The organism is Modestobacter sp. SYSU DS0657 (assembly GCF_054050925.1).
In genome coordinates this window covers 225,886-245,716 of the sequence record NZ_JBJHAG010000003.1, presented here as the reverse complement: position 1 = coordinate 245,716, position 19,831 = coordinate 225,886, and the positions used below count along the sequence as shown (strand labels likewise).

The 19,831-nt window shown below is 74.8% G+C and carries 24 protein-coding genes and 1 riboswitch; of the genes, 10 read left to right on the top strand and 14 right to left on the bottom strand.

The window, feature by feature from the left end; genetic code table 11:
* Positions 1 to 152 precede the first annotated feature (152 nt).
* Positions 153 to 512, top strand: a complete 360-nt coding sequence (locus ACI79A_RS03960; RefSeq protein WP_457080157.1) for a Rieske (2Fe-2S) protein — start codon at positions 153 to 155, stop codon at positions 510 to 512.
* 53 nt (positions 513 to 565) lie between these two features.
* On the opposite strand, the gene ACI79A_RS03955 is transcribed toward ACI79A_RS03960, so the two are convergent.
* The 5 genes from ACI79A_RS03955 to ACI79A_RS03935 all read right to left on the bottom strand — a co-directional run bounded on the left by ACI79A_RS03955 (position 566) and on the right by ACI79A_RS03935 (position 4,511).
* Entirely contained in the window at positions 566 to 1,384 is an 819-nt protein-coding gene (locus ACI79A_RS03955; protein ID WP_457080155.1) for a MetQ/NlpA family ABC transporter substrate-binding protein, read from the bottom strand.
* A gap of 34 nt (positions 1,385 to 1,418) precedes the next feature.
* Positions 1,419 to 2,075: a methionine ABC transporter permease gene (locus ACI79A_RS03950; protein ID WP_457080153.1), complete on the bottom strand. Its 657-nt coding sequence runs from the start codon at positions 2,073 to 2,075 to the stop codon at positions 1,419 to 1,421.
* Positions 2,072 to 3,166: a methionine ABC transporter ATP-binding protein gene (locus ACI79A_RS03945; RefSeq protein WP_457080151.1), complete on the bottom strand. Its 1,095-nt coding sequence runs from the start codon at positions 3,164 to 3,166 to the stop codon at positions 2,072 to 2,074. Before ACI79A_RS03945 ends, ACI79A_RS03950 begins: the two co-directional genes overlap by 4 nt.
* Before the next feature lie 330 nt (positions 3,167 to 3,496).
* Positions 3,497 to 4,096, bottom strand: a complete 600-nt coding sequence (gene recR, locus ACI79A_RS03940) for a recombination mediator RecR (protein WP_457080149.1) — start codon at positions 4,094 to 4,096, stop codon at positions 3,497 to 3,499.
* A 67-nt stretch (positions 4,097 to 4,163) separates the two neighbouring features.
* Positions 4,164 to 4,511 (bottom strand): YbaB/EbfC family nucleoid-associated protein, encoded by a 348-nt coding sequence (locus ACI79A_RS03935; protein ID WP_457080147.1) that lies wholly within the window; start codon positions 4,509 to 4,511, stop codon positions 4,164 to 4,166.
* Positions 4,512 to 4,589: 78 nt separating this feature from the next.
* Between ACI79A_RS03935 and ACI79A_RS03930 the strand changes: the two genes are divergently transcribed.
* Positions 4,590 to 5,828, top strand: a complete 1,239-nt coding sequence (locus ACI79A_RS03930; RefSeq protein WP_457080145.1) for an MFS transporter — start codon at positions 4,590 to 4,592, stop codon at positions 5,826 to 5,828.
* A 174-nt stretch (positions 5,829 to 6,002) separates the two neighbouring features.
* Here ACI79A_RS03930 and ACI79A_RS03925 read toward each other — a convergent pair whose 3' ends face one another.
* The 3 genes from ACI79A_RS03925 to ACI79A_RS03915 are packed head-to-tail and all read right to left on the bottom strand — an operon-like array spanning position 6,003 to position 7,989.
* Positions 6,003 to 6,620 carry an alpha/beta hydrolase family protein gene (locus ACI79A_RS03925; protein ID WP_457080143.1) on the bottom strand — a complete coding sequence of 206 codons (618 nt, stop codon included), beginning with the start codon at positions 6,618 to 6,620 and terminating at the stop codon, positions 6,003 to 6,005.
* Positions 6,617 to 7,297 (bottom strand): HAD-IA family hydrolase, encoded by a 681-nt coding sequence (locus ACI79A_RS03920; RefSeq protein ID WP_457080141.1) that lies wholly within the window; start codon positions 7,295 to 7,297, stop codon positions 6,617 to 6,619. The genes ACI79A_RS03925 and ACI79A_RS03920 overlap by 4 nt, the downstream gene beginning before the upstream one ends.
* Complete coding sequence (locus ACI79A_RS03915; RefSeq protein WP_457080139.1) at positions 7,294 to 7,989, bottom strand: DedA family protein; 696 nt, start codon at positions 7,987 to 7,989, stop codon at positions 7,294 to 7,296. Before ACI79A_RS03915 ends, ACI79A_RS03920 begins: the two co-directional genes overlap by 4 nt.
* A 72-nt stretch (positions 7,990 to 8,061) precedes the next feature.
* On the opposite strand from ACI79A_RS03915, the gene ACI79A_RS03910 reads away from it, so the two are divergent.
* Positions 8,062 to 9,354, top strand: a complete 1,293-nt coding sequence (locus ACI79A_RS03910) for an amidohydrolase family protein (RefSeq protein WP_457080136.1) — start codon at positions 8,062 to 8,064, stop codon at positions 9,352 to 9,354.
* Between the two features lie 9 nt (positions 9,355 to 9,363).
* On the opposite strand, the gene ACI79A_RS03905 is transcribed toward ACI79A_RS03910, so the two are convergent.
* A complete protein-coding gene (locus ACI79A_RS03905; protein WP_457080134.1) occupies positions 9,364 to 9,750 on the bottom strand; it encodes a cupin domain-containing protein in 387 nt (128 codons plus the stop codon).
* A 118-nt stretch (positions 9,751 to 9,868) separates the two neighbouring features.
* Positions 9,869 to 10,672 (bottom strand): MBL fold metallo-hydrolase, encoded by an 804-nt coding sequence (locus ACI79A_RS03900; protein ID WP_457080132.1) that lies wholly within the window; start codon positions 10,670 to 10,672, stop codon positions 9,869 to 9,871.
* A 53-nt stretch (positions 10,673 to 10,725) separates the two neighbouring features.
* Here ACI79A_RS03900 and ACI79A_RS03895 point away from each other — a divergent pair, with 53 nt between their 5' ends.
* Both ACI79A_RS03895 and ACI79A_RS03890 read left to right on the top strand, forming a co-directional pair.
* Complete coding sequence (locus ACI79A_RS03895) at positions 10,726 to 12,237, top strand: TldD/PmbA family protein (RefSeq protein ID WP_457080130.1); 1,512 nt, start codon at positions 10,726 to 10,728, stop codon at positions 12,235 to 12,237.
* Positions 12,234 to 13,625, top strand: coding sequence for a metallopeptidase TldD-related protein (locus tag ACI79A_RS03890; protein ID WP_457080128.1), 1,392 nt, complete (start codon positions 12,234 to 12,236; stop codon positions 13,623 to 13,625). The genes ACI79A_RS03895 and ACI79A_RS03890 overlap by 4 nt, the downstream gene beginning before the upstream one ends.
* A gap of 250 nt (positions 13,626 to 13,875) precedes the next feature.
* Here the strand turns inward: ACI79A_RS03890 and ACI79A_RS03885 are convergent, their stop codons facing one another.
* Together ACI79A_RS03885 and ACI79A_RS03880 are read right to left on the bottom strand one after the other, a co-directional pair.
* A complete protein-coding gene (locus tag ACI79A_RS03885; RefSeq protein WP_457080126.1) occupies positions 13,876 to 14,109 on the bottom strand; it encodes a hypothetical protein in 234 nt (77 codons plus the stop codon).
* A 62-nt stretch (positions 14,110 to 14,171) separates the two neighbouring features.
* The gene (locus ACI79A_RS03880) at positions 14,172 to 14,771 is read right to left on the bottom strand and encodes a helix-turn-helix domain-containing protein (protein ID WP_457080124.1); all 600 of its coding nucleotides are present in this window, start codon (positions 14,769 to 14,771) and stop codon (positions 14,172 to 14,174) included.
* Positions 14,772 to 14,908: 137 nt separating this feature from the next.
* Positions 14,909 to 14,991, top strand: a riboswitch (ZMP/ZTP riboswitch).
* A gap of 20 nt (positions 14,992 to 15,011) precedes the next feature.
* On the opposite strand from ACI79A_RS03880, the gene ACI79A_RS03875 reads away from it, so the two are divergent.
* From ACI79A_RS03875 to ACI79A_RS03860, 4 genes are all read left to right on the top strand, one after another.
* On the top strand, positions 15,012 to 16,445 hold the full coding sequence (locus ACI79A_RS03875; RefSeq protein ID WP_457080122.1) for a glycine hydroxymethyltransferase: 1,434 nt from the start codon (positions 15,012 to 15,014) through the stop codon (positions 16,443 to 16,445).
* A gap of 291 nt (positions 16,446 to 16,736) precedes the next feature.
* Positions 16,737 to 17,042: a hypothetical protein gene (locus ACI79A_RS03870; protein WP_457080120.1), complete on the top strand. Its 306-nt coding sequence runs from the start codon at positions 16,737 to 16,739 to the stop codon at positions 17,040 to 17,042.
* Between the two features lie 143 nt (positions 17,043 to 17,185).
* A complete protein-coding gene (locus ACI79A_RS03865) occupies positions 17,186 to 17,665 on the top strand; it encodes a hypothetical protein (RefSeq protein ID WP_457080118.1) in 480 nt (159 codons plus the stop codon).
* Between the two features lie 82 nt (positions 17,666 to 17,747).
* Complete coding sequence (locus tag ACI79A_RS03860) at positions 17,748 to 17,879, top strand: hypothetical protein (protein WP_457080116.1); 132 nt, start codon at positions 17,748 to 17,750, stop codon at positions 17,877 to 17,879.
* 137 nt (positions 17,880 to 18,016) lie between these two features.
* Here the strand turns inward: ACI79A_RS03860 and ACI79A_RS03855 are convergent, their stop codons facing one another.
* Positions 18,017 to 18,799, bottom strand: coding sequence for a hypothetical protein (locus ACI79A_RS03855; protein ID WP_457080114.1), 783 nt, complete (start codon positions 18,797 to 18,799; stop codon positions 18,017 to 18,019).
* Complete coding sequence (locus ACI79A_RS03850; protein WP_457080112.1) at positions 18,796 to 19,167, bottom strand: PadR family transcriptional regulator; 372 nt, start codon at positions 19,165 to 19,167, stop codon at positions 18,796 to 18,798. The genes ACI79A_RS03855 and ACI79A_RS03850 overlap by 4 nt, the downstream gene beginning before the upstream one ends.
* 104 nt (positions 19,168 to 19,271) lie before the next feature.
* On the opposite strand from ACI79A_RS03850, the gene ACI79A_RS03845 reads away from it, so the two are divergent.
* A complete protein-coding gene (locus ACI79A_RS03845) occupies positions 19,272 to 19,751 on the top strand; it encodes a hypothetical protein (RefSeq protein ID WP_457080110.1) in 480 nt (159 codons plus the stop codon).
* The last annotated feature ends 80 nt before the right edge of the window (positions 19,752 to 19,831 follow it).

The following is a 19,831-nucleotide window of genomic DNA, read 5'->3' as shown; positions in this document are numbered from 1 at the left end:
CCGTCCCAACGGCCTCCGACGGTTCCGGGGCCCGCGGGACCCGGTCCGCCGACACTCCCGCGGAGGTCTCCCGTGTCGCTGCCGTGGGTAGGTGGCCGGGCACCCACCGAGACCAGTCCCCGAGACCAGTCCCCGAGACCAGGAGGACCCCCGTGCCCGCTCCCGATCGCGTGCCCGCCGCCGACCTGCCCCCGGGCGCCGTCCGCCCCGCCGGCTCCTGGGCGGTGGTCAACGCCGACGGGCGGCTGGCCGCCGTCTCGCGCCGCTGCCGGCACCAGCTGGGCGACCTCGCGCAGGGGACCGTCGACGCCGAGGGCTGCCTGGTCTGCCCGTGGCACCAGGCCCGCTACGACACCTCCACCGGGGAGATGGTCAGCGGGCCGCGCGGATTCCTCGGCTGGCACGGGCCCACGCCGGGCTACACCACGCTGGTGCGCTGGTTCGGCCAGGTCGCCCGGCTGCGGGTGCGCCGGGCGGTCCGGCGGGGCCAGGACGTCGTCGTGGAGCCCTGACCCCGGCCGGCCGGCCCGCCGAAATGGCCATTTCGGCGGAACGGGGCGGCGGGTCAGAAGGCCGGGATGACCGCGCCCTCGTAGGTGTCCTCGATGAAGGTGCGCACCTCGTCGGAGTGCAGCAGCTCCTCCAGCTGCTGGATCCGCTCGTCGTCCTCGTCGCCGGTGCGGACCACCAGCAGGTTCGCGTTGGGGTTGCCCTCGGCCTCCTCCAGCGCAAGCGCGTCCTCGGCCGGCACCAGGTCGGCGTCGATGGCGTAGTTGCCGTTGATCACCGCGGCGTCGACGTCGGTCAGCGAGCGGGGCAGCTGGGCGGCCTCGATCTCGGTGATGTCGAGGTTCTTCGGGTTCTCCTCGATGTCCAGCGCGGTGGGCGCGGAGTCCCCGGTGTCGGCCAGGGTGATCAGGTCGTTGGCGGCCAGCAGGCGCAGCGCGCGGCCGGCGTTGGTCGGGTCGTTCGGGATCGCCACGGTCGCGCCGTCGGGCAGGTCGGCCAGGTCGGTCAGCGACTCCGAGTAGATGCCCAGCGGCTCGATGTGCACCGGCGCCAGCGGGGTGAAGTCGTACCCGGCGCTGGCCTCCTGCTCCTCCAGGTAGGGGACGGTCTGGAAGTAGTTGGCGTCGATCGACCCGTCGTCCAGCGCCGTGTTGGGCTGCACGTAGTCGGTGAACTCGACGATCTCCAGGTCCAGGCCGGCGTCCTCGGCGAGCTCGTCGTCGATGTACCGCAGGATCTCCCCGTGCGGCACCGGCGAGGCGCCGACGCGCAACGGCTCGTCGGCGGACGACAGCTCGGCGTCGCCGCCTCCGCAGGCGGTGAGGGTCAGGGCGGTGGTGACCGCGGCGGCGGTCAGGGCCAGCTTCGAGCGCATGGGGTTCCTATTCTGTTGCTCGGTGGGTGTGGGGTCAGGCGTGGGCGAGGTGGCGGGCCCAGCGGTCGCCGGCCCACTGCAGGGCCTGGACGACGACGAGCAGCACCACGACGGTGACCACGGTGATGTCGGTGCGGAACTGCTGGTAGCCGTAGCGGATGGCGAAGTCGCCGAGCCCACCGCCGCCGATCGCCCCGGCCATCGCCGAGTAGCTGATCAGCGCGACGACGGTGACCGTGACGCCGGCGACCACCGACGGCAGCGCCTCGGGCAGCAGCACGGTGCGGACGACGTCGCGCCGGCGGGCGCCCATGGCGAGGGTGGCCTCGACCTTGCCGTGCGCCACCTCGCGCAGGCTGGTCTCGACCAGGCGGGCCAGGAACGGGACGGCGCCGATGGTGAGCGGCACGATGGTCGCGGTCGACCCGATCGTCGTCCCCACGATGCCGCGGGTGACCGGGGCGACCAGCACCAGCAGGATGATGAACGGCAGCGAGCGGCCCAGGTTGACCACCAGGCCGAGCAGCCGGTTGAGCATCGGGTGCGGGGCCAGCGCGCCCGGCGCGGTGACCGTGAGCAGCACGCCGAGCGGGACGCCGAGCAGCACGGTGAGCACGGTGGAGACCCCGACCATGTACAGGGTCTCGACGGTGGCGTCGACCAGCTGGGGGGCGATCCGGTCCCAGTTCACCGCTGCACCTCCGGGGCGTCGGCGAACTGCTGGACGTCGGGCGGCCCGGGATCGTCGTCGGGCTCGTCGTCGGCGCCGGGCAGCGGGGGCCGCCCACCCGGCACGGCCCGCTCGACCAGCGCGCCCTCGGCGCGCAGCCGGGTCAGCGCCGTGTCCAGCCGGCCGCCGTCGTCGCCCTGCACCCGCAGCACCAGCCGACCGAACCGGCGGCCGGCGACGGACTCCACCGAGCCACCGGCCACCTCGACCGACAGCCCCAGCTCGCCGGCGAGGACGCGCAGCACCGGCGCCTCGGGGGCGGCGTCGGTGACGGTGACCGCCACCAGGTCGCCGTCGGCGGTGGGGTCGACCGGCGGTGCGGGCACCAGCTGGGCGGCCAGCGGGGAGTCCGGGCGGGTGAGCACCTCGGCGAGCGGGCCGCCGTCGACCACCCGGCCGGCCGACATCAGCACGGCGCTGTCGCAGACGGCCTTCACCACGGCCATCTCGTGGGTGATCAGCAGCACGGTGAGGCCGAGCTCGGCGCGGACGGTGCGGAGCAGGTCGAGCACGCCGGCGGTGCTCCCCGGGTCCAGCGCGGAGGTCGCCTCGTCGCACAGCAGCACGCTGGGCCGGGCGGCGAGCGCCCGGGCGATGGCGACCCGCTGCTTCTGCCCGCCGGAGAGCTGCCCGGGCCGGGACCCGTGCCGGTCGGCCAGCCCGACCAGGTCGAGCAGCTCGGCGACCCGCGCGCGGCGCTCGGCACGGCCCACGCCGGCCAGCTCCAGCGGGTGCTCGACGTTGCCGGCGGCGGTGCGGGAGTCGAGCAGGTGGAAGTGCTGGAAGATCATGCCGACGCTGCGGCGGGCCCGGCGGACACCGTCGTCGTCGAGGTCGGTGAGCACCTGCCCGTCGACGGCGACCGTGCCCGAGGTCGGCCGCTCCAGCAGGTTCACCAGCCGGGCCAGCGTGCTCTTGCCCGAGCCGCTGGGGCCGACGACGCCGGCGAACTCGCCGCGGGCGACCGACAGGCTCACGCCGTCGACGGCGACCACCTCGCCGGCACCGCGGCGGGCGGGGAAGACCTTGCGGACGTCGGACAGCTCGATCATGGGGGCTGGGTCCTCGGGCAGGTGCGGGCGGTCGGGCACTGTTTCCCGGAGGCCGGCGTCGTCGCGCACGGCCGCCGTCCGGGAGCCTCTCCGCGGAGAGGGGGACGGCGCGGTGTCAGAGCGTGCTGGCGACGCGCATCAGGTCCACGGCGCGACGACGCGTCAGCGAACCCGGCTCGACCACCCGTCCAGAGTGCCAAGCCCCCGCGGCAGCCGCCACTTCCGAGACCCCGCTGTGATCGAACCCTCAACCACCGGTGACGTGCTGGAGCGGCCCTGCTGCAGGGGCCCGCTGCGAGCCTGCGAGCAGTGGGGGGCAGCGGGGTCCTTTCAGGCGTCGATGCGGCGGCGGCCCTCGAAGGCCCGGCCCAGGGTGACCTCGTCGGCGTACTCCAGGTCACCACCCACCGGCAGACCGCTGGCCAGCCGGGAGACGGCCAGCCCGAGCGGCCCGACCAGCCGGGCCAGGTAGGCGGCGGTCGCCTCGCCCTCGAGGTTCGGGTCGGTGGCGATGATCAGCTCGGTGACGGTGCCGTCCATCAGCCGGGTCATCAGCTCCTTGACCCGCAGGTCGTCGGGGCCGATGCCCTCGATCGGGCTGATCGCGCCGCCCAGCACGTGGTAGCGCCCGCGGAACTCCCGGGTGCGCTCGATCGCGACGACGTCCTTGGGCTCCTCGACGACGCAGATGACGTCGAGGGAGCGCCGCGGGTCGCGGCAGATCCGGCACTGCTCGCCCTCGGCGACGTTGTAGCAGGTCACGCAGAAGCGGACCTCGGCCTGCACCCGCTGCAGGGCCGCCACCAGCCGCCCCACGTCGGCCGACTCGGCGGCCAGCAGGTGGAAGGCGATGCGCTGCGCACTCTTGGGCCCGACGCCGGGCAGCCGCCCGAGCTCGTCGATCAGGTCCTGGACAGCGCCCTCGTACACGGTTCTCCTCGGGAAGGGCAGAGACAGGGGCGGGGACCGGCCGCGGCCGGGGCCCCGCGGGGGTGGATCAGAAGCCGGGCAGGCCCAGGCCGCCGCCGCCACCACCGCCGAGGCCGCCGGCCAGCGGTCCCATGGTGGAGGCGGTCAGGTCGCTGACGGCGCGCTGGGCGTCGCGGAGGGCGGCCACGACGAGGTCCTGCAAGGTCTCGACGTCGTCGGGGTCGACCGCGGCCGGCGCGATGGTCACCGCGGTGACCTCGCCGCTGCCGGTCATCGTCGCGGTCACCAGGCCGCCACCGGCGGAGCCGGTCACCTCGGCCTGGGCGAGCTCCTCCTGCGCGGCGGCGAGCTGCTGCTGCATCTGCTGCGCCTGCTTGAGGATCTGCTGCATGTCGGGCTGTCCACCGGGTCCCATGCCCCCGAGAGTAGGTGCTCGGTGCGACACCGGGCGCCGGGCGCGACGGCCGGACCGCGACCGGGCACGCTGACCGGCGTGCCGGTGCAACCCCTCGACGTCGCGCGCACCGGCCCACGCCGGCAGCTGGCGCTGATCGCGCTCACCCAGGTGCTGGCGCTGGCGGTGTGGTTCTCCGCCTCGGCGGTGCTGCCGTTGCTGCGCGTCGACTGGGGGCTGGGTACCGGCGGCGGCGTGGCGCTCACGGTCGCCGTGCAGCTGGGCTTCGTCGCCGGGGCGCTGACCTCGGCGGTGACCGGGCTGGCCGACCGGGTGCGCCCGGAGCGGCTGTTCGCCGCGGGGGCGCTGGGCTCGGCCGGCTGCACGCTGCTGGTGGCCACCGTGGCCGAGGGCCCGCTGACGGGCGGGGTGCTGCGCTTCCTGACCGGCGCGGGTCTCGCGCTGGTCTACCCGATCGGCATGAAGCTGATGGCCTCGTGGTTCGGTGCGCGGGGCCGCGGGCTGGCGCTCGGCGTGCTGGTCGGGGCGCTGACCCTCGGGTCGCTGCTCCCCCAGCTGTTCGTCGGGCTGATCGGTGAGCGGTGGCGCGCGGTGCTGGGGGTCGCCGCGGGCTGCGGCGCGGTGGCCGGGCTGCTGGCGGTGGCGCTGCTGCGCGCCGGGCCGCACCTGGCGGTCGGCACTCCCCCGCGCGCGGCGCAGGCGCTGGACGGGTTCCGCGCGGCCCGCCCGCGGCTGGTGAACCTCGCCTACCTGGGCCACATGTGGGAGCTCTACGCGCTGTGGGCCTGGGCGACCGCCTGGCTGACCGCTTCCCGCGCCGAGGTGGCGCCGGGGACGTCGGCGTCGGCGGTGGCGCTGCTCGCGCTGGTCGCCTTCGGCCTGTGCGGCGCGGCCGGCTGCGTGCTCGCCGGCTGGCTGGCCGGACGGCGGGGGCGTGCACCGGTGGCGGCGGTGGCGGTGGCGACCAGCGGGGTGTGCTGCCTGCTCTCGCCGTGGGCCTGGTCGTGGCCGACGCCGGCGCTGGCGGTGTTCGTCTGCGTGTGGGGTGCGGCGGTGATCGCCGACTCGGCGATGTACTCGACGCTGCTCAGCGAGGTCGCCGACCGCCGCTGGGTGGGCACCGCGCTGACCGTGCAGACCGCCACCGGGTTCCTGCTCACCGTGGTGACGATCAGCGCGCTGCCCTACCTCGCCGAGCTGGTCACCTGGCGGTGGACGCTGGTGCTGCTGGCCGCCGGGCCGGTCGTCTCGGTCGTGGCGCTGGCCCGTTTCCGCGCACTGGACGCCGGGCACCGGGCAGCCGCTCGGACCACCTGATCCGGCACCGCCGGGACACCTGCCCAGCGCGCTTGTGCTCTGCTCACCCCAGGTGAGCAGAGCACCAGCGGGCCGGGCGGTGGTCACTCCGCGGACAGTCGTGCTCTGCCCACTCCCGGTGGGCAGAGCACGACTGTGCTGGGGGGGTGAGCCCTGGTGGCGCGGTCGCCCGGATCAGCCGGGCAGGGTGCGCAGCCAGTCGACGACGGCGGTGGCGACCGCGGCGGGGTCCTTCTTCAGGCCGTGGTCGCCGGGGACGGCCTGCACCCGGCCGGGCACCACCGCCTCGACCTCGGCCGGCCGGCCGAAGGCGTCGGTCTCCCCCTGCACGACCAGCAGCGGGGCGGCGACCCCCAGCAGCTCGACGGCGCGGCTCTTCTCCGGCTTGCCCGGCGGGTGCAGCGGGAAGGCCAGCCCGAGCACGCCCGCGGCGCCGAGCGCCCCGGCGGTGCGGCAGGCGACCCGGGCGCCGGCGCTGCGGCCGCCGAGCACCAGCGGGCCGGTCAGCGCGCCGTCGTCCCGCAGGTGGGCGAGCACCGCCGTCCAGCCCTCGTCCAGCCGTGCCGGGGCGGGCGCGATCCGCTTGCCGGCCACCACCCACGGCTGGTCGATCCGCAGCACCCGCCAGCCGGCCGCGCAGGCCGCGGCCGAGACGGCCAGCAGGTCGGCGGTGCCGCTGCCGGCGCCGGCACCGTGGCCGAGCGCGAGGGTGCCGCGCACGTCACCGGCGGGGTCGTCGCGGTGCACCCGGGCCGGGCCCAGCGGGGTGGGGACCTCGTGCGCGGCGCTCACCCGGGAGCGGGCAGGGCGAGCAGGGCGTCGACCACCTCGGGCAGCGACCGGCCCTGCACGTGCGGCGGCTCGAACACCCCGGCGGGCACCTGCTCGGTGCGGGCCACCCAGCCGGTGGTCAGCCCGGCCCGCCCGGCGCCGAGCACGTCCCAGGAGTGGGCGGCCACCAGCGCCATCCGCTCCGGTGCCACGTCGCAGATCCCGGCGGCCCACAGGTAGGCCTCCCGGTTGGGCTTCCAGGCGCGGATCGACTCGGTGCTGAGCGTCCGCTCGACCAGCGGCGTCACCCCGCCCCGGGAGAGCCCGGCCTCGGCGACGCCGGGGGAGCCGTGGCTCAGCGTCACCGCCCGCACCCCGCCCTCGGCCAGTCGGCGCAGCGCCGGCTCGACGTCCGGGTGCGGCGAGAGCTCCATGAACGCGTCGGCGACCGCCGAGCACTCGGCGGCCGGCAGGCCGGCCAGCTGCGCCAGCGACGTCTCGAACGCGTCGCGGAACCGGCACCAGGTGCCCACGGTGGCGGCCGCGAACCCGGTGACCAGGGTCCGGGCGAACACCGTGGTCAGCAGGTGGTCGGGCTGCCCGCGCTCGGCCAGTGCGGCCTGCACCGGCGCGAGGTCGAGCAGGGTCTCGTTGACGTCGAAGGCGACGACGTCCGGTCGGGTGCGGGGTCCGGTCACGGCTGGTCCATCCGGTCGAGGGGCAGGTGGGTACCGGCATCCGGCGGACGCCGGTACTGGCCGGTCACCTTCTTGTAGACGAACCAGCCCACCGCGATGACGGCCGCGGCCACCACCGCGTAGTCCAGGTACTGCAGATTGGCCTGCACGAAGTCGCCGGCCGCCACGCCCAGCCCGATCAGCAGGCAGTTCCACAGCAGGCTGCCCGCGGCGGTGAACAGCAGGAACTGCCAGAAGCGCATCTTCACCACGCCGGCCGGCACCGAGACGAAACTGCGCACGATCGGCACCATCCGGCCGAAGAACACCGCGCCCCGCCCGTGCCGGTCGAACCACTCGAAGGCCCGGTCGACGTCGGAGGTCTCCACCAGCGGCAGCCGGTCGAGGAAGGCGTGCGACCGGCGGGGACCCAGCAGGCGGCCCACCCAGTACAGGGCCGTGGCGCCCAGCACCGACCCGATCGTGGCCCAGATGATCACCGGCACGACGGACATCCGGCCGTCGTTGATCAGCACCCCGGCGGCGCCGAGCACCGCCTCGCTGGGGATCGGCGGGACGACCGTCTCGATCAGGATGGTCAGGCCGACGCCCACCGCCCCCAGCTTCTCGATCAGGTCGAGCAGGAAGCCGGTGATGCCACCCTCGTCGGAGGTGGCGGCCAGCACCTCGGCAGACCGGGCGAGGGGGTGCATGGCGTCACGGTATCCGGGTCACCTGGGCGTCCGCCCTGCCTCGCGGGCGCAGCCCGGCTAGGTTCAGCTCTCATGCTGCAGCGTTTCACCGCCCGCGCCGTCGTCGTCGGCGACCGGGCCGGCACCGTCGTCCCCGACGCCGTGCTGGACGTCGAGGACGGGCTCATCCGCTGGGTCGGCGGTGCCTCCGACGCGCCGGACGCCCCCGGCGCCGAGGTGACCGCGCTGCCCGGGGTCCTCACCCCCGGCATGGTGAACACCCACTCGCACGCGCCGATGGTGCTGTTCCGCGGGCAGGGCGAGGGGCTGCCGCTGGACCGGTGGCTGCGGGAGGTGATGTGGCCGCGGGAGGCGAACCTGACCCCGGAGGACGTCGAGGTGGCGATGACCGCCGCGTCGGCGGAGATGCTGCGGCACGGGGTGACCACCAGCGTCGAGATGTACTTCCACCCCGAGCGGATGGCCGCGGCGGTGCGGCGCACCGGAGCGCGCGGCGTGATCACCCACCCGCTGATCGGCCTGCCCGGGTTCGGCACCTTCGACGAGCAGCTGGCGCGGGCGGCCGCGTCGGCCGGCACCGGCGACGACCAGGTCGAGTGGGGCATCGGTCCCCACTCGGCCTACACGGTCCCGCTGACGGTGCTCACCCGGGCGGCCGAGGTGGCGCGCGAGCACGGCCTGCTGCTCACCACCCACGTCGCCGAGACCACGGCCGAGGGCGCCGACCTGCTGGCCCAGCACGGCCAGAGCGTGCCGCAGCTGCTGGCCAGCCACGACGTGCTCGGCGGCCGGGTGGTGGCCGCGCACTGCGTGCACATGGACGACGGCGACCTGGAGCTGTGGCGCGAGTACGACGTCGCCGTGGCGCACTGCCCGGGCAGCAACAGCAAGCTGGCCAGCGGCACCGCCCGGCTGCGCGACATGCTCGACCTGGGCATCCGGGTCGGCATGGGCACCGACGGGCCGGCGTCCAACGACAACCTGGACCTCTTCGAGGACCTGCGGCTGGCCGCCCAGCTGGCCCGGCTGCGCGAGCGGGATGCCACGGCGCTCACCGCGCCGGAGGCCTTCTGGCTGGCCACCGGCGGGGCGGCCGCGGCGATCGGCCGGGAGGACCTCGGCCAGCTCACCCCCGGGCGGCGGGCGGACCTGGTGCACGTCGACACCGAGGACATCGCGTTCGTCCCGGTCGGGGAGGTCACCGACCTGCTCACCCACCTGGTCTGGTCGGTCGGCTCCCGGCACGTGCGGGACACCTGGGTGGCCGGGCGGCAGGTCGTCCGCGACGGGGTGTCGACGACGGTCGACGAGGCCGAGCTGCGCGCCGACGTGCAGACCCGGGCGATGCGGCTCGCCGGCCGCTGACCGGGGCGGTCACTCCTCCGCGGAGAAGCGGTACCGGACGTCGTCGAACGAGTCGGTCGGGAACGCGTACACGAACCGCAGCGGCCCCGAGCCGGTGTTGCGGATGCCGTGCTCGGTGTCGCCGGGGATGAACACCGCCGAACCGGCCGTCACCGGGTGCTCCACCCCGTCGAGGCTGACGATGCCGCTGCCCTCGACGACGTGGTAGACCTCCGTGGCGCTGTGCCGGTGCAGGCCCAGCCAGCCGTCGGGGGTGAGCTCGGTCAGGCCGGTGTAGAGCGCGGCGGTCGGCGTCCGGTCCTGGCTGAACAGCACCCGGAAGGACACCTTGCCGCGCACCGGGTCGTCCCAGGTCTCGGCCTCGACCTGGGCGCTGGCGCGGATCAGTGGTCGCATCGCCCGGGGGTGCCCGCCGCGCGACGTTCGTACGCCTCGACCGCCCGGGTGAACCGCGGGTCACCGCGGTGGTGACCGGGACGATCTCCGGCCGGGCCGGCGTCGTGCCGGGGGATGATCAGGCGCGCAGCGAGATCGTCTGACCGCGACCCACGGTGCGGATCTCCCCCGGTGCCCGGCGGCGCGCCACCTCGGCGACGAAGTCGCCCAGCGGGCTGGCGAACACCCCGTAGTCGTCGAAGTGCACCGGCACCGTCACCGGCGGCTGCAGCAGCTCGACCAGGTCGGCGCCCTGCTGCGCGTCCATGGTCACCGTGATGCCGGCGATCCTGGTGCCGCCCAGGTGCGGGATCAGCACGTCCAGCGGCCCGCAGCGCTGCAGCACCTCGCCCAGCGTCGGGCGGTAGAGGGTGTCGCCGCTGACGTAGCCGCGCCAGGTCACTTCTCCGCCGCGCACCAGCTCCAGCACGCTGCCCATCACCTCCGGCAGCAACCGGGCGAGCGGGCCCGGCCCGTGCACCCCCGGCACCGAGGTGATCCGCAGGGCGTCGTCGCCGGAGCCGATCTCGTGGGTCTGCCAGGGCCGCAGGTCGGAGGTCTGGGCGAAGCCGCGCTTGCCCAGGCAGCGCGCCGCCTCGGGGGTGGTGACCACCGGGGTCTCCTTCGGCAGCGCGCGGGTGGCGATCCGGTCCCAGTGGTCGCCGTGCATGTGGGACAGCAGGATCGCGTCCAGCTCCGGGAGCTGGGCCGGCACCAGCGCCGGGTCGGTGAGCCGCTTGCTGCGCAGGCCGTACCCCAGGTGCGCCCGCTGGCCGCGGTGCAGGAAGTTCGGGTCGGTGAGCAGCGTGAACGGGCCCAGCCGCAGCAGCGTCGTCGCGGTGCCGCCGAAGGTGAGCGTGACGTCGTCTGCCGGCGCGGTCATGCCCGACCGGCTACCCGGCGGGGCCGCCGTCGATGCCTGGTAGACACAGGTGCGTGGCACAACCCCGATCGGTGGACGAGTCGTTCCTCGCCCTCCCGCTGTCCGCCCTCGCCGACGCCGCGCTGACCCGGGCCGTCGACCTGGGGTGCGAGCACGCCGACCTGCGGGTCGAGCGGGTTCGCACCCAGTCCGTCCGGCTGCGCGACGCCCGGCTGGAGTCGCTGGCCGACGGCCAGGACCTGGGCCTCGCCGTCCGGGTCGTGTACGAGGGCACCTGGGGCTTCGCCGCCGGGGTGGTGCTCACCGCGGCCGAGGCGGTGCGGCTCGCCGAGGAGGCGGTCGCCGTCGCGCAGGTCTCCGCGGCGGTCAACACCGACCGGGTCGAGCTGGCCCCGGAACCGAGCTACGACGGCGAGTGGGTCTCGTCCTACGAGGTCGACCCGTTCGCCGTCGCAGACGCGGAGAAGACGGCGCTGATGACCGAGCTGTCCGAGCAGCTGCTGGCCGGCGACGGCGTGGAGCACGTGCAGAGCAGCGTGCTGCAGGTCAAGGAGCAGAAGTTCTACGCCGACACCGCCGGCACCCGTACCCGCCAGCAGCGGGTGCGGATCGAGCCGGAGTTCACCGCGCTCACCGTCGACCGGGCCACCGGGTCGTTCGAGTCGATGCGGACCCTCGCCCCGCCGGTCGGCCGCGGCTGGGAGTACCTCACCGGCGGCCACTGGGACTGGCGCGGTGAGCTCGCCGAGATCCCCGAGCTGCTGCGGGAGAAGACCAAGGCGCCCTCGGTCGAGGCCGGCCGGTACGACCTCGTCGTCGACCCGACGAACCTGTGGCTGACCATCCACGAGTCGATCGGCCACGCCACCGAGCTCGACCGCGCGCTGGGCTACGAGGCCGCCTACGCCGGCACCTCCTTCGCCACGCCCGACAAGCTCGGCACCCTGCAGTACGGCTCGCCGCTGATGAACGTCACCGGTGACCGCACCGCCGAGCACGGGCTGTCCACCGTCGGCTGGGACGACGAGGGCGTCGCCGGCCAGCAGTGGGACCTCATCCGGGACGGCGTCCTGGTCGGCTACCAGGTCGACCGGAACATGGCCCGGCTGCGGGGCATGGACCGCTCCAACGGATGCGCCTTCGCCGACTCTGCCGCGCACGTGCCGGTGCAGCGGATGGCCAACGTCTCCCTGCAGCCCGACCCGGCCGGCCCCGCCACCGAGGAGCTCATCGCCGGCGTCGAGCGCGGCATCTACGTCGTCGGCGACAAGAGCTGGTCGATCGACATGCAGCGCTACAACTTTCAGTTCACCGGGCAGCGGTTCTACCGGATCGAGCACGGCCGGCTCGCCGGTCAGCTGCGCGACGTCGCCTACCAGGCGACGACGACGGACTTCTGGGGCTCGATGAGGGTCGTCGGCGGACCGCAGACCTATCAGCTGGGGGGCGCCCTCAACTGCGGCAAGGCCCAGCCCGGCCAGACCGCGGCGGTCAGCCACGGCTGCCCGGTCGCGCTGTTCGAGAACACCACGATCCTCAACACCGCGCAGGAGTCCGGCCGATGAAGCCACAGGAGATCGTCGAGCAGGCGCTGGCGGCGTCGACGGTCGACGGGCAGGTCACCTACGTGGTGGAGAGCTCGGAGGCCAACCTGCGCTGGGCGTCCAACAGCCTCACCACCAACGGGGCGATGCGGTCCCGCCAGGTCGTCGTCATCAGCTTCGTCGACGGCGGCGCCGGGACGGCCGTGGGCACGGTCGCCCGCACCGGCACCCCGGACGTCGCCGAGCTGGTCGCGATGAGCGAGCAGGCCGCCCGCGACGCCGGCCCGGCCGAGGACGTGATGCCGCTGGTCACCCCCGGGGACAGCGGAGCGTCGCCCGGCGCCGGAGACTGGGACGCCCCGCCGGCGGAGACCTCGATCGGCGTGTTCGGCGAGTTCGCCCCCGCGCTGGGCGAGGCGTTCGCCGGGGCCCGCGGCCGCGACGAGTTGCTGTTCGGCTTCGCCGAGCACTCGATGGCCACGACCTACCTGGGCACCTCGACCGGGCTGCGGCTGCGGCACGATCAGCCCACCGGCCGGGTCGAGCTCAACGGCAAGGACCGCGACTTCGGCCGGTCGGTGTGGGCCGGTGTCGGCACCCGCGACTTCTCCGACGTCTCGGTCGCGGCGCTGGCCGCCGAGGTGCAGCAGAAGATGGCCTGGTCGCAGCGGCGGGTCGAGCTGCCCGCGGGCCGGTACGAGACGCTGCTACCGCCGTCGGCGGTGAGCGATCTGATGATCTACGCGTACTGGACGATGGCGGCGCGGGACGCCGACGAGGGCCGCAGCGTCTACGCCCGGGCCGGCGGTGGCAACCGGATCGGTGACCGGCTCGCCCAGCTGCCGCTCACGCTGCGCAGCGACCCGAACGCCGCCGGCCTGGAGGCCGCTCCGTTCCAGGTGGTCGGTGGCTCGTCGGGGTCGGCGTCGGTGTTCGACAACGGCATGGCGACGCCGGCCGTCGACTGGATCCGCGAAGGCGTGCTGACCAACCTGATCCGGCCGCGGGCCTGGGCGCTGAGGCAGACCGCCCCGGCGACCGCGGCCGTCGACAACCTGATCCTCACCGACCCGAACGCCACCGCCTCGCAGGCGGAGATGATCGCGGGGACCGAGCGGGGGTTGCTGCTCACCACCCTCTGGTACATCCGCGAGGTCGACCCGCAGACCCTGCTGCTCACCGGGTTGACCCGCGACGGCGTCTTCCTGGTGGAGAACGGGGAGGTCACCGGCGCGGTGAACAACTTCCGCTTCAACGAGTCGCCGGTCGACCTGCTCGCCCGGGCCACCCAGGCGAGCGTCACCGAGCGGACCCTGCCGCGGGAGTGGAACGACTGGTTCACCCGCGCCGCGATGCCGACGCTGCGGGTGCCGGACTTCAACATGAGCTCGGTGTCCCCCGCCAGCTGACGGTCCCGGGAGCATCGACCGAGCGCCAGCGAGGGAGGAGCGGACCGGGGCCGGAAGCGGCGAAGGGGTGCCGCCAGCTGACGGTCCCGGGAGCATCGACCGAGCGCCAGCGAGGGAGGAGCGGACCGGGGCCGGAAGCGGCGAAGGGGTGCCGCCAGCTGACGGGTCCCGGGCCCGCCCGCCGTTGTGCCCTGGTCGTCGGTTCCGCCGGAGCGGGAGTGACGGCCGGTGCACAACGGCGACGGCGGGGCTACTGCTCGGGGCCGACCTCGTCGGGGTCGGGGGTGCGGAAGGCCGTGTGCTCGGGCTCGGCGGCCTCCCGCTGCTGCTCCCCGGCCTGCTGGTCGCCGGCCTGCTCGGGGGTGTCCGGTTCCTCGCCGCCGATGCCGAACCCCTCGGCGGTGTCCGGGGCCCCGGCTCCGGGGTCGGCGGCGGGGATCCCCTGGTCGCGGTGCGGCAGGTCGGGCTCGATCGGTGCGCTCATCGACATGGGGGGTCGACTACCCCGCGAGGTGTCCGGAACACCGCCGGGAGGTGACGGACCGGTCAGTCCGCGCCGCGGGCCGGGCGGGCGCGGACGTGCATCCGCTCGCCCTGCGGGCCGAACAGCGCCAGCGCCTCGGCGGGCGAGCTGCTGGTGTTGCCGAACCAGTGCGGGGTGCGGGTGTCGAACTCGACGACCTCGCCGGGGCCGAGGGTGAGGTCGTGCTCGGCGAGCTGCAGCCGCAGCTGCCCGGAGAGCACGTACATCCACTCGTAGCCCTCGTGGGTCTTCTGCGTCCGGTCCTCGGTGTGGACGCCCGGCGGGAAGATCATCTTGAACGCCTGCACGCCACCGGGGCGGCGGGTGAGCGGCAGGTGGGTGACGCCGTGCCGCACGATCGGCCGGGCGTGCACCCGAGGGTCCCCGGTGGGTGGGGCGTCGACCAGCTCGTCGAGGGTCACCTGGTGCACCCGGGCCAGCGGCAGCAGCAGCTCCAGGGTGGGCCGCCGGCCACCGGACTCCAGCCGGGACAGCGTGCTCACCGAGATGCCGGTGGCCGCCGACACCTGGGCGAGGGTCACCTGCCGCTGCTGCCGGAGCGCCCGCAGCCGCGGCCCGACCGCGTCGAGCACCTCCTGGGGCAGGGCGCCGTCGTCCGTCACCCCTTCATTGCCGCTGCGGCAAGCGGGTTTGTCAAGCAGGGGGCGGTCGTCGCCGCAGCGGGGAGTGACGGTCACCACGGAGGCGGTCGCCGAGCAGCACCGCTCTGGCCCACCACCCGGCGGGCTGGCTACCCTGGGAACCGGGCCGTGACTGGCGCAGACAGGTGGACGACCACCGGGGAGCGGCTCCGAAGCCGTGCCGCGCGCCTGGGCTCCCCGTCGTCCTCCCGGAGGAGAGCCATGACCAGCACCGTCACCCGCGAGACGGCCGCCTTCACCAGCGCCCTCGACGTCATCGCGCAGGTCGAGCCGCGGGTCGCCGCGGCGATCGGGCAGGAGCTCACCGACCAGCGCGAGAGCCTCAAGCTCATCGCCAGCGAGAACTACGCCTCCCCGGCCGTGCTGCTGGCCATGGGCAACTGGTTGAGCGACAAGTACGCCGAGGGCACCGTGGGGCGCCGGTTCTACGCCGCCTGCCAGAACGTCGACACGGTGGAGCGGCTCGCCGCCGAGCACGCCCGCGAGCTCTTCGGCGCCGACCACGCCTACGTGCAGCCGCACTCGGGCATCGACGCCAACCTGGTCGCCTTCTGGTCGATCCTGGCCCACCGGGTCGAGACCCCCGCGCTGGCCGAGGCCGGCGTGAAGAACGTCGACGCGATGACCGAGGAGGACTGGGAGCGGCTGCGCCGGTCCTTCGGCACCCAGCGGATGCTGGGCATGTCCCTGGACGCCGGTGGGCACCTCACCCACGGCTTCCGGCCGAACATCTCCGGCAAGATGTTCGAGCAGTCCAGCTACGGCACCGACCCGGAGACCGGGCTGATCGACTACGCCGCGCTGCGCGAGCGGGCCCGCGAGTTCCGCCCGCTGATCCTGGTCGCCGGCTACTCCGCCTACCCGCGCCGGGTGGACTTCGCGAAGATGCGGGAGATCGCCGACGAGGTCGGCGCCACGCTCATGGTCGACATGGCCCACTTCGCCGGCCTGGTCGCCGGCAAGGTGCTCACCGGTGACTTCGACCCGGTGCCGCACGCCGACGTCGTCACCACCACCACGCACAAGTCGCTGCGCGGGCCGCGCGGCGGCATGGTGCTGTGCACCGACGAGTACGCGCCCTCGGTCGACCGCGGCTGCCCGATGGTGCTCGGTGGCCCGCTGCCGCACGTGATGGCCGCCAAGGCGGTCGCCTTCGCCGAGGCCCGCCGTCCGGAGTTCGCCGGCTACGCCCAGCAGATCGTCGACAACGCCCAGGCGCTGGCCGGGGGGCTGCAGAAGCGCGGCGTCCGGCTGGTCACCGGCGGCACCGACAACCACCTGGTGCTGATGGACGTGCGCACCTTCGGGCTGACCGGCCGGCAGGCCGAGTCCGCGCTGCTGGACGCCGGCCTGGTCACCAACCGCAACGCCGTCCCGGCCGACCCGAACGGCCCCTGGTACACCACCGGCGTCCGGCTGGGCACCCCCGCGCTGACCACCCGCGGGCTGCGCGAGGCCGAGCTGGCCGAGGTGGGCGACCTGATCGCCGACGTGCTGGGCAACACCCGGCCCGAGGGCGACTCCAAGGTCAAGTACCGGCTCGACGCGACGGTGGCCGAGCGCGTGCGCACCCGGGCCGCCGAGATCGTCGGCGCCCACCCGCTCTACCCCGAGGTCGACCTCACCGGCCGCTGAGCACGCTCGCGGACGGCCGCCTCCCCTCCGGGGGAGGCGGCCGTCCCTGCGTCCGGGACCCGGTCGCCACCCAGGGGCACGTGGACCGCCACCGGCCGGCGTGACCAGCGGGCGCCGCGAGGACCGGGACAGGTGGGACGAGCGCGACGAGTGGGACGGGTGCACACCGTGAACCCCGAAACGGCGTTTCCTTCCCGTGAGTCACCGGCTCGAAACGCGATTCCGGTCTACTTTTTCCCTGACGCCGACGACGACCCCCTGCTCCGGCAGGACGGCGAGGGGAGCACAGCCATGACGTACCGACAGAAGCCCTCGATCTTCCAGCTGGGCAAGGTCCACGAGAACGGCCCGTCCGTGATCGTCTCCGGGTGGGGGCTGGGCATGTGCGCCGCCTCCTGCCGCTGCCACCGCAACCCGGCCGACGGGCAGCTCGCCCTCGCCGAGGACCAGGCCGGCGGCAGCCTGGGCCTGCGCAGCTTCACCGACACCGGCGCGTGCGACTGCTGCGAGGCGTGGACCTCCGCCGAGCTCGCCGCGATCCTGCGCGACGTCGCCGTCGTCGAGGCGCTCGAGTGCCAGGAGCCGCTGGCCGGCTGAGCACTGCCCGGTCCGATCGACTCGAGGCCGTCCGCCGGGGGAACCGGCGGGCGGCCTCGGGTCGTGTCTGCCCCTCGTCCCTGCGGCCGGCCGCCCTCGTCCCTGCGGTGGCGCCGGGCCGCCGCGCGGGTAGGCCCGGGCCCATGTGGGGACGAGCAGCAGTCCGTGGTGCCCTGGCCGGCCTCGCCGGCGTCGCGGTGATGACGGCGGGGGAGAAGCTGGAGCAGCAGCTCACCGGCCGGCCGAACTCCTACGTGCCGGGCCGCACGCTGACCGCGCTGACCACCGGACGCCGGCTGCCGGAGTCGGCGCGCCCGCCGGTGCGCAACCACCTCATGCACTGGGGCACCGGCGCCGCGGTCGGTGCGCTGCGCGGGGTCTGGGCGGCGGCCGGCCTGCGCGGCTGGCGGGCGAACGCCTGGCACACCTCGGTGCGGCTGGCGGTCGACCAGACGCTGGAGAACACCACCGGCGTCGGCGCCCCGCCGTGGACGTGGAGCCGGCCCGACCAGGTCGTCGACGTGCTGCACAAGGCGGTCTACTCCTTCGCCACGGGCGCTGTCGCCGACCGCCTCGTGCCCTCCGCGCGGGGCAGGAGTGGCGCGCGGGGCCTCTGGGACTGAGCCGCCGGGCGGACCGATCGTCCCCCGGCGCGCCGTGGCCGACGTTCCGTCCTGACCTCATTACTTTCCGTTCCCGACGCGCTTGGACATCGTCTTCACCGAGAGCGGCAGCTGCGACTGCTGCGAGGCGTGGACCTCCACCGAGCTGTCGGCCATCCTGCGCGACGTCGCCGCCGTCGAGGGGCTGGAGTGCCAGGAGCCCGCCGCCGGCTGAGCCGTTCGACCGAACGAGCCGCCCGCCGGGGGGAACCGGCGGGCGGCTCGTCGTCGTTCGGCCATCCTCCCGCGTCTCCCGGTGCGCCCCCGGATCCCGTGCCGGGGCCGGCCGCGCGGGGTGTGGCTCCTACCGGGTCAGGACCACCAGATGGCGGCCAGGCTGAGCGCGGTCCAGCAGCCGACGGCGAGGAGCGGGGAGGACCACCGGCCACCTGCGCCCGGTTCCGGGGCACCGTCGGGGCCGGTCCTCCCCAGGGGCGGGGTGATCGGGTCGTCCAGACCGCCCCGACGGTGCTGGGCCAGCTCCCACCCCGCCCCGGCCAGCAGGACCGCGCCACCGGCCGCCGTCGCCAGCGGTGCGGAGAGCTGGGCCAGCTCCCCGTCGAGCAGGAGCAACGGCACGGTGGTGGCCGTGACGACCAGCGCGAACACCGCCCCGGCGACCAGTGGGTGGCGCACCAGGCCCCGCAGCAGCGGCTCGCTGAACCGGGCGAGCACCAGGCCGAGGACCAGCAGCAGGGCGAGGTCGGCGAGCAGGCCGACGGTCACCCCGACGTCCTGCCCGAGGCGCCAGCGGAGGACCCCGTTCACGAGCAGGAGCGCCCCGGCCACCTGCACCCCCGTCGGGGCCATGGCGCCGAGCATGGCGGTCGTGGAGGTCTGGTCCTCCCGCACCGGCAGGTCCAGCGTCCGCGCGTAGGCCACCGGGTCGCCGAACACCTCCCCGGCGCCGGCGCCGCTGTCCGCGCAGTGCGCGTCCGCCTCGCTGAGGGCCTCGCCGATGAGGCCGCCGCCGACCCCGCGGAGCCGGAGCTCGAGGACGAACTCCTGCACCCAGTCCGGCTCGAGGTGCGGCGCCAGCGCCTGTTCCGGAGTGCTGCGCCGGTGGTCGTGCCCGTCCGGTGCGGTCCTGCTCATGGCGTCTCCTCCGCGGCTGGCCCCGCCGGCGCCTGCGCACCGGTGATGATGTTCCTCGTGACGTCGGTGAAGTCCGACCATCGGCCGGCGGCGTGCCGGAGCTCCTCGTGTCCCGCCCCGGTCAGCCGGTAGTACTTGCGCCCCGGGCCGCCCTCTCCGGGGCGCCACTCCGCGGTGACCAGCCCGGTCCGTTCCAGCCGGCCGAGCAGCGGGTAGAGGGTGCCGCCCTTGAGGGTGCCGAGCCCGCTGCCGGCCAGGCGTGCGGCGATGGCGTAGCCGTAGGTCGGGCCGTCCCGCAGCACCCGGAGCACGCAGACGTCCAGGACGCCGCGCACCCACTCGCTGGGCCAGGCCGATTCCGCAGTCACAACTAGAAGCTAGCTCGACCTAGTCAGCTTGTCTATTTAGCCGGTCCGGCCGATCCACAGGGGCAACGGTTGGTCGGTCCGGTCCGGTGGGTAGCGGCCCCGGCATGTGGGGACGAGCAGCAGTACGTGGTGCCCTGGCCGGCCTCGCCGGCGTCGCGGTGATGACGGCGGGGGAGAAGCTGGAGCAGCAGCTGACCGGCCGACCCAACTCCTACGTGCCGGGCCGCACGCTGACCGCGCTGACCACCGGACGGCGGCTGCCCGGGTCGGCGCGCCCGCCGGTGCGCAACCACCTCATGCACTGGGGCACCGGCGCCGCCGTCGGTGCGCTGCGCGGGGTCTGGGCCGCGGCCGGCCTGCGCGGCTGGCGGGCGAACGCCTGGCACACCTCGGTGCGGCTGGCGGTCGACCAGACGCTGGAGAACACCACCGGCGTCGGCGCACCGCCGTGGACGTGGAGCCGATCCGACCAGGTCGTCGACGTCCTGCACAAGGCGGTCTACTCCTTCGCCACCGGCACCGTCGCGGACCGCCTCGTGCCGTCCGCGCGGGACAGGAGTGGCACGCGGGGCCTCTGGGACTGACCCACCGGGCGGACCGATCGTCCCCCGGCGCGCCGTGGACGACGCGCCGTCCCCGCGTCCCTACTTTCCGTTCCTGACGC

What these genes read in the sequence shown, in the direction of transcription:
- ACI79A_RS03865 (WP_457080118.1), top strand. Translation starts at nt 17,186, where the DNA reads ATGTGGGGACGAGCAGCAGTCCGTGGTGCCCTGGCCGGCCTCGCCGGC.
- ACI79A_RS03885 (WP_457080126.1), bottom strand. Translation starts at nt 14,109, where the DNA reads ATGAGCGCACCGATCGAGCCCGACCTGCCGCACCGCGACCAGGGGATC.
- ACI79A_RS03905 (WP_457080134.1), bottom strand. Translation starts at nt 9,750, where the DNA reads ATGCGACCACTGATCCGCGCCAGCGCCCAGGTCGAGGCCGAGACCTGG.
- ACI79A_RS03845 (WP_457080110.1), top strand. Translation starts at nt 19,272, where the DNA reads ATGTGGGGACGAGCAGCAGTACGTGGTGCCCTGGCCGGCCTCGCCGGC.
- ACI79A_RS03945 (WP_457080151.1), bottom strand. Translation starts at nt 3,166, where the DNA reads ATGATCGAGCTGTCCGACGTCCGCAAGGTCTTCCCCGCCCGCCGCGGT.
- ACI79A_RS03935 (WP_457080147.1), bottom strand. Translation starts at nt 4,511, where the DNA reads ATGGGACCCGGTGGACAGCCCGACATGCAGCAGATCCTCAAGCAGGCG.
- ACI79A_RS03855 (WP_457080114.1), bottom strand. Translation starts at nt 18,799, where the DNA reads ATGAGCAGGACCGCACCGGACGGGCACGACCACCGGCGCAGCACTCCG.
- ACI79A_RS03955 (WP_457080155.1), bottom strand. Translation starts at nt 1,384, where the DNA reads ATGCGCTCGAAGCTGGCCCTGACCGCCGCCGCGGTCACCACCGCCCTG.
- ACI79A_RS03910 (WP_457080136.1), top strand. Translation starts at nt 8,062, where the DNA reads ATGCTGCAGCGTTTCACCGCCCGCGCCGTCGTCGTCGGCGACCGGGCC.
- ACI79A_RS03890 (WP_457080128.1), top strand. Translation starts at nt 12,234, where the DNA reads ATGAAGCCACAGGAGATCGTCGAGCAGGCGCTGGCGGCGTCGACGGTC.
- ACI79A_RS03875 (WP_457080122.1), top strand. Translation starts at nt 15,012, where the DNA reads ATGACCAGCACCGTCACCCGCGAGACGGCCGCCTTCACCAGCGCCCTC.
- ACI79A_RS03900 (WP_457080132.1), bottom strand. Translation starts at nt 10,672, where the DNA reads ATGACCGCGCCGGCAGACGACGTCACGCTCACCTTCGGCGGCACCGCG.
- ACI79A_RS03915 (WP_457080139.1), bottom strand. Translation starts at nt 7,989, where the DNA reads ATGCACCCCCTCGCCCGGTCTGCCGAGGTGCTGGCCGCCACCTCCGAC.
- ACI79A_RS03870 (WP_457080120.1), top strand. Translation starts at nt 16,737, where the DNA reads ATGACGTACCGACAGAAGCCCTCGATCTTCCAGCTGGGCAAGGTCCAC.